This is a genomic window from Streptomyces sp. Je 1-369 (genome assembly GCF_026810505.1).
In the GTDB taxonomy this organism is placed as follows: domain Bacteria; phylum Actinomycetota; class Actinomycetes; order Streptomycetales; family Streptomycetaceae; genus Streptomyces.
In genome coordinates this window covers 8100666-8116760 of sequence record NZ_CP101750.1, presented here as the reverse complement: position 1 = coordinate 8116760, position 16095 = coordinate 8100666, and the positions used below count along the sequence as shown (strand labels likewise).

Genomic DNA, 16095 nt, shown 5'->3' with positions numbered 1-16095 from the left:
ACGAGCGGGGTTCTGCGGGATGGGAGGGGTGTCGGGTGCGCGTCAGGAGGGGTCTTGGGCCGCGGTCGGGCCCGGTGCCCCTTCGAATTCGTCGACTTCGTCCTGCGCCAGATCGAGGAGAGGGAAATCGGAGGGCGTGTGACCGCCCGCGGCGGGCGCGTCGGTGTGGGCGGCCACGCCGCACAGGAGCTCCACCCAGGTGCGGCCGAGCTCTTCGGCCTCGTCGTCCGCCACTAGGTGTCCGGGCCGGCTCAGGGTGACCGTCAGTTGCGGCCGCCTGCCTCCCGGGGTGTCCTGGACCATCGCGCCCGCGTCCAGCAGGTGCCGCAGAGGCATGTCCGGGTCGGACGACCCGCCGATGGCCGTCTCGCCCTGCAACTGCCATGCGCCGGTCGCGGAGGATGCCCGTACGTCGGATGTGAACCGGCCCATGTAGTTGAAGCCGATCTCGGGAGCGGGCCGGGCGCGGAGGACGGGTGCGGTCTCCGCGTTGAGATGGCGCAGGAGCTCGTAACCGAGCCCGTCACCGCCCGGCACCGCGCGCAGCTGCTCCTTGACCGACTTCAGCAGCGCGCCCGCCGCGGGGCCGCCCGCGCGGGCCTCGGCGAGGTCGATCCCTGAGGCGTCCAGGCGGACCGGGTGGGCGGCGGCGAACCAGCCGACCGTGCGGGACAGGTCCACGTCGTCGTGTCCGCCGAGCGGTTCACGGCCGTGCCCCTCCACGTCGACCAGGAGGCCCGCGGCCGCCTCCGGCCTCCAGTGCGCGACGGCGCCTGCGAGAGCCGCGAGCAGGATGTCGTCGACACCGCAGTGGAACGCGGTCGGCGTCCTGCTGAGCAGCGCCTCCGCCTGCTCCGGGGGCACCACCCAGCTCTGTCGGCGCAAGGTGCCCACGGTGTCGAGGCACGAGTCCAACCCGCGGCGTGCAAGGTGGGGTTGGGTCTCCCCGAGCAGGTCCAGCCAGCCGTCGAGCTCCGCGACCCGCTGCTCCCCGGTGGCCTCCGCGGTCAGCAACTGCGACCAGCGCCGGAACGACGTACCCACCGGATCGACTTCCGGCACACGCCCCTCGGCCACCGCCTCGCACGCCGCCCGCAGATCCGGGACCAGCACCCGCCAGGACACGCCGTCGACCACCAAGTGGTGTGCTACTAGCACGAGTTGACCGGCCCGGTCGGGTCCCGCGTCCACCCACACCGCCCGCACCATCACCCCGGCCACCGGATCCAGCCGCCCCGCCGCCTCCCGAGCAGCACCGGCCGCCAGCTCCCGCACCACCTCGGGCCCGGCCCCCACCGCATCCACACGTGACAGCGACGAAGCCGCGTCGACCGACCCCGGCTCCGCCACCACGAGCCGCGCCTCACCGGGAACGGTGCGGGCCCGCAACATGTCGTGCGCGTCCAGCACGGCCGACAGACCCACCGCAAGAACGTCCAGCCCGAGGCCGCCCGGCACCCCCAGCACCACCCACTGCGCGAACCCGGGCCGCGCCGCCCGCTCCCCCGACGCCCGCATCACCGGCGTCCACGGCACCTCGCCCACGCCGACGTCGACCGTCGTCCGTGCCTCGTCGGGCGCCCGCACGACGGCCGCCAGGCCTTCCGGCGTCCGCTCCTCGAACACCTGCCGGGGCGTGATGACGAGCCCCGCACGGCGCGCCCGCGAAGCCAGCTGCATGGAGCTGATGGAGTCGCCGCCCAGCTCGAAGAACCCGTCCTCGACGCCGACCCGCTCCAACCCCAGCACCTCGGCGAACAGCGCGCACAACACGCGCTCGCTCTCCGTGCGTGGCTCCCGACCGATGGTCCGCGCGGCGAAGTCCGGCGCGGGCAGCGCGGCCCGGTCCACCTTCCCGTTCACGGTCAACGGCAGCTCGTCCAGGACCACGACGGCCGCGGGCACCATGTACTCCGGCAACCGCCCCGCGACGTGTACGCGCAGCGACTCGGCATCCACCTCACGCTCACCGTCCGGCACGACGTAACCGACGAGGCGTTTGTCGCCGGGCCGGTCCTCGCGGGCGATCACCGCGGCCTGCCGCACCCCCGGATGCGCCGCAAGGACCGCCTCGACCTCCCCCGGCTCCACCCGGAACCCACGCACCTTCACCTGCTCGTCCGCACGCCCGACGAACGACAACTGCCCGTCGGCCGTCCAGCGGGCCAGGTCCCCGGTGCGATACATGCGGCCGCCCGCACCGAACGGGCACGCCACGAAGCGTTCAGCCGTCAGGTCCGGCCGCCCCACATACCCCCGGGCCACACCCGGCCCGGCCACGTACAACTCTCCCGTCGCCCCGACCGGAAGCGGTCGCAGAAACCCGTCCAGGACGTACGTCCGTACGTTGCCCAGCGGGCGGCCGATCGGCGGCGGATCGTCGGTGGGCCCCGTCGTGGCGTCCACCGGTCCCGCCGTGGCCATCACGGTGGCTTCCGTCGGGCCGTAGGTGTTCCACACGCGTGCCTGTGCCGTCCACCGGCTCGCCAGCTCGCCCGTCAACAGCTCGGCGCCGAGGACCCAGTTGTGTACGCCCGGCACCGTGGCGGGGTCCAGCACGCCCAGCAAGGAAGGCACGACGCTGGCTGTGCTCACCCCCGCCGACTCGATCATCGCCACCAGCGCGGACGGCTCGGCCCGCTCCTCCGCGGAAGCGATCGCCAGCGTGCCGCCACCGGACAGCGTCACCGCCACATCCAGCACCGCCGCGTCGAAGCTGAACGACGCGAACTGCAACACCGAGACGCCCGCGTCCACACCAAGAACCGGACGCATCGCCGCCGCCAGATTCGCCACGCCACCATGCGCGACAGCCACACCCTTGGGACGACCCGTCGAACCCGACGTATAGATCACGTACGCCAGCAGCTCCGCAGACAGCCGCACGCCAACGGGGACCTCGGAGCACTCCGCGTCGTCCTCGCCGAGCAGCACGACCCGCGCCCCGCCGACCGCCACGCCCGCCAGACTCTCCCCCGCACCCACCACAACACCCGCACCACTGTCGGCCACCATGAACGACAACCGATCAGCCGAATACTCCGGATCCAGCGGAACGAACGCACCACCCGCCTTCCACACCCCCAACTCCCCCACGACCATGTCGACACCACGCGGCAGACACAGCCCCACACGCGACTCAGGACCCACCCCCAGCCCCACCAACCGCCGCGCCAGCCGATCCGCCCGCACCTCCAACTCCGCGTACGACAAAGCCTCCTCACCACACCGCACCGCCACCGCGTCCGGTGTACGGGACGCCCAACGCTCGAAGTCGTGCAGGACGGACTCGGTCGGCGCCGTGCGTTCCGTGTCGTTCCACTCGCGGAGTACGCGTTCGCGCTCCGGGGCCTCCAGGACGTCGATGCGGGCGGTCGGGGTCGTCGGGTCGGTCGCGATCTGCCGGAGGACGCGGATGAGCCGTCGGCCCAACTCGGCTGCCTTCTCCTGGGGGATGAGGTCCGGGCGGGACGTGACGTGGACGTGGAGGTGGCGGTCGGTGGCGAGGATGCCGAGGGTCACCGGGTAGTTGGTCGCCTGATGGCCTGCCGACGCGGTGAAGGCGGGGAGGTCTTCGGTGGCAGGGCGGGCGGGAGGCGTGGGGTAGTTCTCGTAGACCACAAGGGTGTCGAAGACCGCTCCGGGACCGGCGAGCTTCTGGATCTCCGCGAGGCCCAGGTGCTGGTGGGCGATGAGGGCCGACTGGCGCTCCTGGAGGCGGGTCAGGAGCTCGGTCACGGGCTGCGCGCCGTCCAGGCGTACACGGACCGGGAGCGTGTTGATGAGCAGGCCGACCATCGACTCGACGCCCGGGAGTTCGGCGGGGCGGCCCGCGACGGTGGCGCCGAAGACGACGTCCGTGCGGCCGGCGAGGGGGGCGAGCACCAGGGCCCACGCGCCCTGCACCAGTGTGTTCACCGTGAGTCCGTGGGCGCGGCCCGTCTCCGTCAGGGCCCGCGTGTCGTCCTCGGACAGGCGCAAGGGTGTCTCTTCCGGCAGGACGAGGGCGCCGCTCGGGTCGGCCGGTGCCACGAGCGTCGGCCCGTCCGCTCCTGCCAGCTCCGCTCGCCATGCCGCGCGCGCGGCCTCCTTGTCCTGGCGTCCCAGCCACGCCAGATATTCACCGTAGGAGGCCGCGCGCTTCAGTACGAGCGGGCCGCCGCCCGCCTCGTACACCTGTGAGAGCTCGTTCAGGAGGACCGGCATCGACCAGCCGTCCATCAGGAGGTGGTGGGACGTCACGACGAGGCGGTGCCGGTCCGTGCCGAGTCGGAGCAGGAGGAGGCGGAGCAGCGGGGGGACGGTCAGGTCCAGGCGCTGGGCGCGTTCCTGTGCCGCCAGTTTCTCGGCCTGGTCGGTCATGTCCTGCGGCTCGGTGAGGTCCGAGAGGTCGGCCTCGCGCCAGGGCAGCGGCACGTTGCGGGTGATGAGCTGCACCGCCTCGCCGGACTTCCTGCGGTGGAAGCTGGCCCGCAGCGCCGCGTGCCGGTCGAGCAGCGTCTCCCACGAGGCGCGGAGCCGGTCCGGGTCCAGGGGCCCTGTCACGTCCAGCAGGAACTGGACGGCGTAGACGTCGGGGCCCCGGTCGTCGAAGTCCGCGTGGAACAGCAGCCCTTCCTGCAAGGGCGACAGGGGCCACACTTCGGCCAGGGCCGCGCCGTGGGCGGCGGTTGAAGACTTCACCGGGACAGACCTCCCTCGAGCTTCGCTGCTATCGCTTGGAACTGGTCGACCTCGTCCTGCTCCAGGTCGAGGAGGTGGAAGTCGGACGGGGTGTGTCCGCCCGCGGCCGGGTCGTCGGTGTGGGCGGCGAGCCCGGCGAGCAGGCGCACCCAGGTCCGGCCGATCCGTTCCACGTCGGTCTCGGTGAGGAGCCGTTGCGGCCAACTGAGCGTGACGGTGAGTTCGGGACCTGCCGGTGTGTCCCGGACGACCGCGATCCCCTCCAGTACGTGCGGGGCCGGTGTGTCCGAGCCGTCCGTGCCGCCCGCCCCCGCGGGGCCCGCCAACTGCCAGGCGCCGACCGCTCCCGGCTCCCGCGCTCCCGGTTCCCCGGCTGCCGCCGCCTCCGTCGTCTCCGCGGCTTTCGCCGCCGCGGTGAACCGGCCGAGGTAGTTGAAGCCGATCTCCGCCGCCGGTGCGGCCCGCAGGACCGGGGCCGTCCGGGGGTTCAGATGACGCAACAGGCCGTAGCCGAGTCCGTCCCCGGGGACCGCCCTCACCTGCTCTTTGACGGCCTTCACCAACGTACCGGCAGCCCTGCCACCGGCCATAGCGTCGTCCAGGTCGACGCCGGTCACCTGGAGACGCACCGGGTGCGCGCTCGTGAACCAGCCGACCGTCCGCAGCAGGTCGGTGCCGTCCAGCGGTTCGCGCCCGTGCCCCTCGATGTCGAGCAGCAGCCCGGGGGCGGGGTCGGCGCGCCAGTGCGTCACCGCGCCCGCGAGGGTGGCGAGGAGCACTTCGTGGACACCGCAGTGGAACGCGGCCGGTGTCCGGCCGACCAGCGTCCCGACCTGCTCCGGGGGAACGGTCCACGAGCGGCGGCACAGGGTGCGGGACGTGTCGATGGAGGGGTCCAATGGGCGCCCCGCCAGGGGCTGTTGGTGCTCACCGAGCAGGGTCAGCCAGTCCGGGAGCTCCGCGAGCCGCGACTCCTCGGCCGCCTGCGCGGTCAGCAGTTCGGACCAGCGGCGGAAGGACGTCCCCACGGGGTCGAGCCGCGGTGTGCGGCCCGCGGCCACCGCCTCGCAGGCCGCACGCAGGTCCGGTACGAGGACGCGCCAGGACACGCCGTCCACCACCAGGTGGTGGGCTACGAGGACCACCCGGCCGGTGCGGTCGGGGCCCGCGTCGACCCATACCGCCCGCAGCATCGTTCCTGCCGCCGGGTCGAGCTCGCCGGCCGCTTCCCGTGCCGCCCGGCCCGCGATCTCGTCCAGGGCTCCGGTGGCGGCGCCGGTCGCGTCGACGCGGGACACCGCCGCCCCCGCCCCCGCCGATCCGGGCTCGCCGACGATCAGCTTCGGCTCACCGGGCACGGTGCGGGCCCGCAGCATGTCGTGGGTGTCCAGGAGGGCGGCGACGCCTGCGGTGAGGGCGTCGAGGCCGAGCCCGGCCGGTACGCCCAACGTCATCCACTGCGTGAAGTCCGGGCCCGCGACCTTCTCCCCGAAGGCCCGCATCACCGGCGTCCACGGCACCTCGCCGACGCCGTCGTCGTCCGCCGCGGTCTTGTGCTCGGCGAGCTCCGCCACTTCCGCGAGGCGTTCCGGGGTCTTCTCCTCGAAGACCTGCCGGGGCGTCACGACCAGACCCGCCCGGCGGGCCCTGGACACCAGCTGCATCGAGCTGATCGAGTCGCCGCCCAGCGCGAAGAAGCTGTCCTCGGCGCCGACCCGGTCGAGCCCCAGCATGTCGGCGTAGAGCGAGCAGAGGATCTCCTCGGTCGCGGTACGCGGCTCACGGCTCGTGACGCGTCCCGCGAAGTCGGGGGCGGGCAGCGCGGCCCGGTCGACCTTGCCGTTGGCGGTGCGCGGCAGGGCGTCGAGGACCAGTACGGCCGTCGGCACCATGTACTCGGGGAGTACGCTGGTGACGTACTCGCGGACCGTCCGTCCGTCGACGGTCTCGCCGTCCGCGGCGACGTAGCCGATGAGGCGCGGCTCGCCGGGCCGGTCCTCCCTGATGGTCACGGCCGCGTGGCGCACTCCGGGGGAGCTCGCGAGGGCGGCCTCGATCTCGCCGGGTTCGATGCGGTGGCCCCGGATCTTGATCTGGTCGTCGGCGCGGCCCGCGAAGACGAGCTCGCCGTCGCTGGTCCAGCGGACGACGTCACCGGTGCGGTACATCCGGCGGCCGGGACCGAACGGGTTCGCCACGAACCGCTGGGCGGAGAGGCCCGCGCGGCCCACGTAGCCGCGGGCGAGCCCGGCACCTGCGACATACAGCTCCCCGGCCACCCCCGCGGGCACCGGGCGCAGGGACGCGTCCAGCACGTACGCCTGGGTGTTGGCGACCGGGCGCCCGATCGGCGGCGGGCCTTCGCTGTCGCGGATCAGGGCGGTCGTCGAGATGATCGTCGACTCGGTGACCCCGTACTGGTTGTACATGGCCCGCCCCGCCGACCAGCGCCGACGCACCTCCACCGGCATGGCCTCGCCTCCCGTGATGAGCAGGCCCAGGTCGGGCAGTTCATCCGGGGGCAGCTGCGAGAGGAAGGTCGGGGGGATCGCGGCGTGGGTGACGCGGCGGGTGCGCAGGAGGCGGGCCAGTTCGTCGCCGGAGATGTCCAGGCGGGTGGGGGCGAGCACGAGCCGGCCGCCTGCGCAGAGGGTGGGCCAGATGTCCGCGAGGGAGACGTCGAAGCTCGGCGAGACGAGTTGCAGGACCCGGCTGTCGGGGTCGATGGCGTAGCGCCGCACGTTCTCCGCGATCAGGTTGCGCAGACCTCCGTGCGAGACGGTGACGCCTTTGGGGGTGCCGGTGGAACCCGAGGTGTAGATGACGTACGCCGCATGCGCGGCCGACAGCACCCCCAGCCGCTCCCCGTCCCCCAACGGACCCGGCGCACACCGCCCGATCTCCGCAGCCGTCCCCGGATCGTCCACCACCACGACCCGACCCGCGAACCCCTCCGGCACCACACCCCGCGACCCGACCGTGCACACCACCACCGCCGGACCCACATCACCCAGCACAAACCCCACCCGCTCCACCGGATAACCCGCATCCACCGGAACGAACACACCCCCCGCCAACGACACCCCCAACAACGCCACCACCAAAGACACCGACCGCTCACCCACCACAGCCACCCGCACCTCAGGCCCCACACCCAACCCCACCAAGAACCGAGCCAACCGACCCGCCCCAGCCCCCAACTCCCCATAAGTCAGCCGCTCCTCACCCGACACCAACGCCACCGCACCCGGCGACACCCCCACCCGCCGACCGAACAACTCGGGGGCCAGGTCGTCCGAGACGGGTGCTGTCGTGTCGTTCCAGCGCCGCACGATCTGCGTGTGTTCGGCGGGGGCCAGGAGGTCGATCTCGCTGAGGCGGAGGTTCGGGTCCGCGGCGACCTGTTCGAGGACGCGGGCGAGCCGGTTCGCCAGGGACAGGGCCGTGTCGTGGTCGAAGAGGTCGGCCGCGTAGAGGATCTCGCCGTCGAGGCCCGCCGGGGCCCCGTACTCGTCGCGGCGCTCGACGACGGACACCGCCAGGTCGAAGCGGGCGGCGAGTTCGGGCGGCAGGGGCGCGGGGCGGACGTCGACACCCGGGAGGTCCCAGGTGACTTCGGGGATGTTCTGGAGGGCGAGCATCACTTGGAACAGGGGGTTGCGCGAGAGCGAGCGCGTCGGGTTCAGCTCTTCGACGAGGCGCTCGAAGGGGACGTCCTGATGCGCGTACGCCGCGAGATCCGCGGCCCGCACCCGCTCCAGGAGCTCGGCGAAGGTCGGATCCCCTCCCACGTCGGCACGCAACACCAGCGTGTTCACGAAGAAACCCGCCAGATCCTCCAGGGCGGCATCCTCACGGCCCGCCGTCGGCGTCCCGACCGTGATGTCATCGCCCGCCCCCAGACGGGACAACAACAACGCCACAGCCGCGTGTACGACCATGAACATCGTCGCCCGGCCCTGCCCGGCGACCCCCACCAGCCGGGCATGCGTCGCCGCATCCGCCGCCACCGGCACCAGCCGCCCCCGGAACGACGGCACCGCAGGACGAGCCCGATCCACCGGCAACACCAGCTCCTGGGACACGCCCTCCAACGTGTCCCGCCAGTACGCCAGTTGGCCGCTCAGGACACTCGCCGGGTCATCCAGCTCCCCCAGCACCTCCCGCTGCCACAACGCGTAATCCGCGTACTGCACCCGCAACCCGGCCCAGCCCGGCACCCGACCCTCACACCGCGCCGCATACGCCGTCTCCAAGTCCCTGGCCAGCACCCCCATCGACCAGCCGTCCACCGCCACGTGATGCGCCACCACCGACAACACACATTCACGCTCACCCGCCACCACCAGGCGGACCCGCCACGGCAGATCGGTGCGCAGGTCGAAGCCGGTCGCCAGCTGCGCGGCGAGCGTGCGGTCGATGTCGCTCACGTCGTCCGCCCGCAGCACGATCAGCGGCGGGCGTCCCGCGTCGCCGTGCCGCACCTGCTGGCGGGGGACGCCGTCGATGTCGGGGAACACCGTCCGCAGGCTTTCGTGGCGGTCCGCCACATCGCCCAGGGCCGCCTCCAACGCGGCCACGTCCAGCAGGCCCGATATCCGCAGCACCAACGGCAAGTTGTACGCGGACGCCGCCCCCGGAACCGTCTCCTCCAACCGGTTCAAGAACCACATCCGCTGCTGCGCGAACGACAACGGCACCACATCCGGCCGCACCCGCACCCCCAACACAGGACGCCCCCCGGCCGCCGCCGACCCCGCACGCTCACCCACCCACCGCGCCAACCCCGCCACCGTCGGAGCCCCGAACAACTCCCCGATCCCCACCTCCACATCAAGCACCGCACGCACCCGCGCCACCAACCGCATCCCCGACAGCGAATCCCCACCCAGCTCGAAGAACCCGTCCTCGATCCCGACCCACTCCAGGCCGAGAACCTCCGCGAAGAGGCCGCACAGGATCTCTTCGGTCTGCGTGCGCGGTTCGCGCCGGGAGACGCGGGCGGCGAAGTCGGGAGCCGGAAGGGCGGCGCGGTCGAGCTTGCCGTTGACGGTGAGCGGCAGCGCGTCCAGGACCAGCACGGCCACCGGGACCATGTACTCGGGCAGGACCCCGGCCGCGTACGCGCGCAGCTCCTGGGGGTCGATGTCGCCGCCGCGCTGAGGCCGCTGGTGGTGCCGGTGCTGATGCCGTCGTTCTTCGGGGACGACGTAGGCGACCAGGCGTTTGTCGCTGCCCGGTCCGCCGTCCTGGCGGGCCACGACGACCGCCTGGCCGACCGCCTCGTGCCGGGTGAGCACCGCCTCGACCTCGCCCGGTTCCACGCGGAACCCGCGCACCTTCACCTGCTCGTCCGCGCGGCCGGCGAACGACAGCTGCCCGTCGGCCGCCCAGCGGGCCAGGTCCCCGGTGCGGTACATGCGCTCCCCGCCACCCCCACCGCTCATGGCGAACGGGCACGCCACGAAGCGTTCCGCCGTCAGATCGGGACGCCCCGAGTAGCCCCGGGCGAGGCCCGGACCCGCGATGTACAGCTCGCCGACGACCTTCGGCGGGACGGGGTGCAGGAACTCGTCCAGTACGTAGAGCCGTACGTTGTCGAGGGGGCGGCCGATGGGCGGCGCCTCGTCGCCGGGCTCGATCCCGGCGTCCACGGGACCCGCGGTGGCCATCACGGTGGCTTCGGTGGGGCCGTAGGTGTTCCACACCCGCGCCTGGGACGTCCACCGGCTCGCGAGGTCGGCGGTGAGCAGCTCGGCGCCGAGGACCCAGTCGCGTACGCCGGAGACCGCGGCCGGGTCCAGGACGCTCAACAGGGAGGGCACGACGCTCGCCGTCGTCACCTGCGCCGACTCGATCATCGCCGCCAGCGCCGACGGCTCGGCCCGCTCCTCCGCGGAGGCGATCGCCAGCGTGCCGCCACCGGACAGCGTCACCGCCACGTCCAGCACCGCCGCGTCGAAGCTGAACGACGCGAACTGCAACACCGAGACACCCGCGTCCACACCAAGAACCGGACGCATCGCCGCCGCCAGATTCGCCACGCCACCATGCGCGACGGCCACACCCTTGGGACGACCCGTCGAACCCGACGTATAGATCACGTACGCCAGCTGGTTTCGGGGCGGCCGCCTGCCAAGGGAGTCGGAGGACGCCGCCGCCAGCGCCCGACCGACGTCCGGGTCGTCCAGGAGCACCGCTCGCGCCGTGCCCGCGGGCACCGCTCCGAGGGTCTCGGCGACGCCCAGTACGACGGTCGCTCCGCTGTCGGCGAGCACGTAGCCGAGGCGGTCCGGCGGGTACTCCGGGTCCAGCGGCACGAACGCGCCGCCCGCCTTCCACACCGCCAGCTCCGCGACGACCATGTCGACGCCACGCGGCAGACACAGTCCCACCCGCGACTCGGGCCCGACCCCCAGCCGCATGAGATGCCGGGCCAGCTGGTTCGCCCGCGCCTCCAGCTCCCCGTATGTCAGCGCCTCTGCACGGCACCGCACTGCCGACGCCCCCGGCGAGCGGGACACGCACCGCTCGAAGAGCTCGGGTATCGACGCGTCCGGGACGTCGGTCGCGGTGTCGTTCCAGCGCCGCACGATCTGCGTGCGTTCGGCGGGGGCCAGGAGGTCGATCTCGCTGAGGCGGAGGTTCGGGTCCGCGGCGACCTGTTCGAGGACGCGGGCGAGCCGGTTCGCCAGGGACAGGGCCGTGTCGTGGTCGAAGAGGTCGGCCGCGTAGAGGATCTCGCCGTCGAGGCCCGCCGGGGCCCCGCGTTCGTCGCGGCGTTCCGTCAGAGTCACCGCGAGGTCGAAGCGGGCGGCGGGCGCCCTCATCGAGGCGGAACGCACCTCCACGCCCCGGAGGCGCCACTGCGGTTCGGGCACGTGGTCCAGAGCGAGCATGACCTGGAAGAGCGGGTTGCGGGACACCGACCGCGTCGGGTTGACCTCTTCGACGAGGCGCTCGAAGGGGACGTCCTGATGCGCGTACGCCGCGAGATCCGCGGTCCGCACCCGCTCCAGGAGCTCGGCGAAGGTCGGATCCCCTCCCACGTCGGCACGCAACACCAGCGTGTTCACGAAGAAACCCGCCAGATCCTCCAGGGCGGCATCCTCACGGCCCGCGGTCGGCGTTCCGACCGTGATGTCATCGCCCGCCCCGAGGCGGGACAACAACAACGCCACGGCCGCGTGTACGACCATGAACATCGTCGCCCGGCCCTGCCCCGCCACCCCCACCAGCCGGGCATGCGTCGCCGCGTCCGCCGCCACCGGCACCAGCCGCCCCCGGAACGACGGCACCGCAGGACGAGCCCGATCCACCGGCAACACCAGCTCCTGGGACAGGCCCTCCAACGTGTCACGCCAGTACGCCAGTTGGCCGCTCAGGACACTCGCCGGGTCATCCAGCTCCCCCAGCACCTCCCGCTGCCACAACGCGTAATCCGCGTACTGCACCCGCAACCCGCTCCAGCCCGGCACCCGACCCTCACACCGCGCCGCATACGCCGTCTCCAAATCCCTGGCCAGCACCCCCATCGACCAGCCGTCCACCGCCACGTGATGCGCCACCACCGACAACACGCACTCACGCTCACCCGCCACCACCAGGCGGGCCCGCCACGGCAGATCGGTGCGCAGGTCGAAGCCGTGTCCCGCCTCTTCCGCCAGCGCCTCTGCGACCCGAGGCGCGGCGCACTCCACGGTCAGCAGGGGCGGTCGTCCCGCTTCGCCCTCGAGGACCAGCTGGCGGGGAACGCCGCTCGCTTCGGGGAAGACCGTCCGCAGGCTTTCGTGGCGGTCCGCCACATCGCCCAGAGCCGCCTCCAACGCGGCCACATCCAGCAGGCCGGAAATCCGTAACACCAACGGCAAGTTGTACGCGGACGCCGCCCCCGGAACCGTCTCCTCCAACCGGTTCAAGAACCACATCCGCTGCTGCGCGAACGACAACGGCACCACATCCGGCTGCACCCGCACCCGCAACACAGGACGCCCCCCGACCACCGCAGACCCCGCACGCTCACCCACCCACCGCGCCAACCCCGCCACCGTCGGCGCCCCGAACAACTCCCCTATCCCCACCTCCACATCAAGCACCGCACGCACCCGCGCCACCAACCGCATCCCCGACAGCGAATCCCCACCCAGCTCGAAGAACGACACGTCGGTGCCGACCCGACCCAGGCCGAGGATCTCGCCGAAGAGTCCGCTCAGGACGTCCTCCACGGGGGTCGCAGGGCCGCGCACCGTCCCCGCGCCCTCGAAGTCGGGCGACGGCAGGGCGGGGCGGTCGAGCTTGCCGTTGGCCGTGAGCGGCAGGGCGTCCAGGACCAGCACGGCGGCCGGGACCATGTACTCCGGCAACCGCCCCGCCACGTATGCCCGCAGTGCCGCGGCATCCACCTCGCACTCGCCGTCCGGCACGACGTACCCGACGAGCCGCTTCTCACCACCGGGCACGTCCTGGCGGGCCACCACCACCGACTGCCCGACCCCCTCGTGCCCGGCCAGCACCGCCTCGACCTCACCCAGCTCCACCCGGAACCCACGGACCTTCACCTGCTCGTCCGCACGCCCCACGAACAGCAACTCACCGCCCGCCGACCACCGCACCAAGTCACCCGTGCGATACATCCGCCGCCCGACCCCGTCACCACCGAACGGACACGCCACGAACCGCTCCGCCGACAACCCAGGCCGCCCCAAGTAGCCGCGCGCCAGACCGGTCCCCGCGACGTACAACTCCCCCACCACTCCGGCCGGGACCGGCTGCAACGCCGCGTCCAGGACGTACACCTGCCGGTTGGACAGCGGACGGCCGATGGGCAGCGTCCGCCCCGCCTCCGCTTCCGCGCCCAGGAGGTGGGTCGTCGCGCAGAGAGTGGTCTCCGTGGGCCCGTACAAATGCCGTACCGCCACCCCAGGACAAGCCTCCCGCACCCGCGCCACCGCACCCGCAGGCACCACATCCCCACCCGTCAACACCTCACGCAAACCCGCAAAACACCCCGGCGACTCCTCCGCCAACACCCGGAACATCCCCGCCGTCACATGCACCGCCGACACACCACCACCCACAGCCGACCGAACACGCCCCGCATCCACCACACCCGAACCCGCCACCACCACCCGGCCACCCGCCACCAACGGCACCCACACCTCGAACAACGACACATCAAACGCATGCGGCGCATGCATCAACACCGCATCACCAGCACCCACCGACCAACCCGAATCCCCCACCAGACCCGCCACCGCACCATGCGAAACCACCACACCCTTCGGCACCCCCGACGACCCCGACGTGTACATCACATACGCCACGTCCTCCCCGCCCACCCGCGCCACGGGCCCGTCCGCACGACAGGCATCGACAGCCGCACGCACGCCCGGATCGTCCAACACCACCCTCGGGCCCACGTACTCCGCGGGAAGCAAGTCACGGTGCGCCTCGGTACACACGACCGCCGCCGGATCCGAATCCGCAAGCAGAAACGCCACCCGCTCCGCCGGATACTCCACATCCACCGGCACGAACGCCGCCCCCGCCCGCCACACCCCGAGCAACACCACGACCAGATCCGCCGACCGCTCCATCACCACCGCGACCCGGTCGCCACGGGTCACTCCCTCGTGCGCGAGATGCGAGGCAAGACGACCGGACGCCCTGTCCAACTCCGCATAGGTGAGCCGTTGTTCGCCGTCCTCCACCGCCACCGCGTCCGCCGACCACGCGAGGTGGCGGGCCAGCAGCTTCGGCACCGAGTCCGCGACAGGGACCGGCCCTTCGGTGGTGTTCCAGCTGTTCAGTACCTGGGTGCGTTCAGCCGTGTCCAGCAGAGTCACTCCGCCGACAGGCTGCGACGGGTCGGCCGTCGACCGTTCCAAGAAGCGCAGGAAGGCGTGGAGGCCCGCTCGGACCCAAGCACGGTCGTACAGGGCGGAGTTCGCCTCAAAGGTGATCTCCATGTCCTGGCCCTCCGACGCGCCGCTCACCAGCACGCCGAACTCCTCGACGCGGCGGCTCGACAGGTCACGCACGACCGAGCGGTGACCGCCGAACGACAGGGTTTCCCCGGCCCTCGGCATGACGTTGACGTAGGGGCCGAAGTGCCAGCGGTCACCCGTCGGCCAGCCGAGTTCGCGGCGCAGCCGTTCTCCTCGCAGGCCCTGGTGGTCGAGGAGGGCGTCGATCTCCCTGTCCGTCGTCCGTGCGAGGTCCAGGAGGCTCGTGGATGCCGTCACGGGGACGCGGAGCGGCAGGATGTTGGCCGAGGTACAGGGCGTGCGTCGGGCCGGGTCGCTGGTGCGGCCCGCTACCGGGAGGCTCAGGATCGCCTCGTCCGTTCCGCTCAGGCGGCCCACGAAGGCGGCGACCGCCGCTACGACGAGGCGTGGCCAGCTCGCCTCGGCGCGGGCGGCGGCCGCGCGCAGCGCCGCGACGGCGTGGGGCGGCAGGTGGCCGGTCTCCCGCAGGATGTCGCCGGGGCGGGTGTCGTGCGGGAGCCCGCCCTCGCCGTCGCCGGGCGTGGCGTGGCCCGGGATGCCGGTCAGGTCGGGGCGGTCCGCGAAGTGTTCGTGCCAGTACCGGCGGTCGGCCTCGTGGCGTTCCGATGTGCGGTGCGCGGACTCCTCCTCCATCAGCGTGCGCAGCGGCGCGTGGTCCGCCGGGGTGCAGGGCCGTCCGGTGAGGAGTGCTGTGTAGACGTCCGCGGCGCGGCGGGCGAGCAGGGAGCAGCCGTGGGCGTCCATGAGGAGGTGGTCGTAGCGCTGGTACCAGATGTGGTGGTCGGGGGCGAGACGGAAGAGTGCGTGGGAGAAGAGGCGGTCGGCGTGGGAGGCGATCTCCTGGTCGAGTTCTGCCCGCATCCACGCCTCGGCGGCCTTCTGCGGGTCTTCCTGCCCGGTCAGGTCGTGGAAATCGAGAAGGGGGTGTGCAGTGCTCTGGTCCCGGGCATTCAGGGGCTGGGGCGGGAAAGTCATGCGCGCTCCGCCCGCGCCGTCGTCCTCGAATCGTGCGTGCAGGATTTCCGTCTCGTCCGTCAACTGCCGCAGTGTGCGCTCGAGCAGGTGCGGTTCGACGGGCCCGTGTATGTCGACGTACTGCCCGACGCTGTACAACCTGCGTGAGCCCGACACGCGTTGTGCCAGCCAGATTCCCTCCTGGGCGTCGAGGAGGGGCAGAGTGCGAGCCGCGTTGCCGTTCATCATTCCCCCTGGCCGAGCAATTCCCCTCGGCTGTTCCGAATGTTCGGGCCGTTCTCCTGGCGACTGGACCGTACGAGGACGAGAGCCGTCCAACCGCTCAGTTCTCGCACTTGGACGGCGAGGTGGGCAGGCGCTCGGGCGTACCGGAAGGCCTGCCCGGGAAAATGCGCGCGGCCTCGCACGGAGAATTAGATGTTATGGCCGC

General features: G+C 72.3%; 2 protein-coding genes. Both read right to left on the bottom strand.

Annotation, left to right across the window (positions count from 1 at the left end):
• Positions 1-42: 42 nt before the first annotated feature.
• A complete protein-coding gene (locus tag NOO62_RS35910; protein WP_268774969.1) occupies positions 43-4683 on the bottom strand; it encodes a non-ribosomal peptide synthetase in 4641 nt (1546 codons plus the stop codon).
• Positions 4680-15890, bottom strand: a complete 11211-nt coding sequence (locus tag NOO62_RS35905; RefSeq protein WP_268774968.1) for a non-ribosomal peptide synthetase — start codon at positions 15888-15890, stop codon at positions 4680-4682. Before NOO62_RS35905 ends, NOO62_RS35910 begins: the two co-directional genes overlap by 4 nt.
• Between the last annotated feature and the right edge of the window lie 205 nt (positions 15891-16095).

Excerpts from the sequence above, each read along its gene's own strand:
- NOO62_RS35905 (WP_268774968.1), bottom strand. The coding sequence starts at position 15,890 with ATGAACGGCAACGCGGCTCGCACTCTGCCCCTCCTCGACGCCCAGGAG.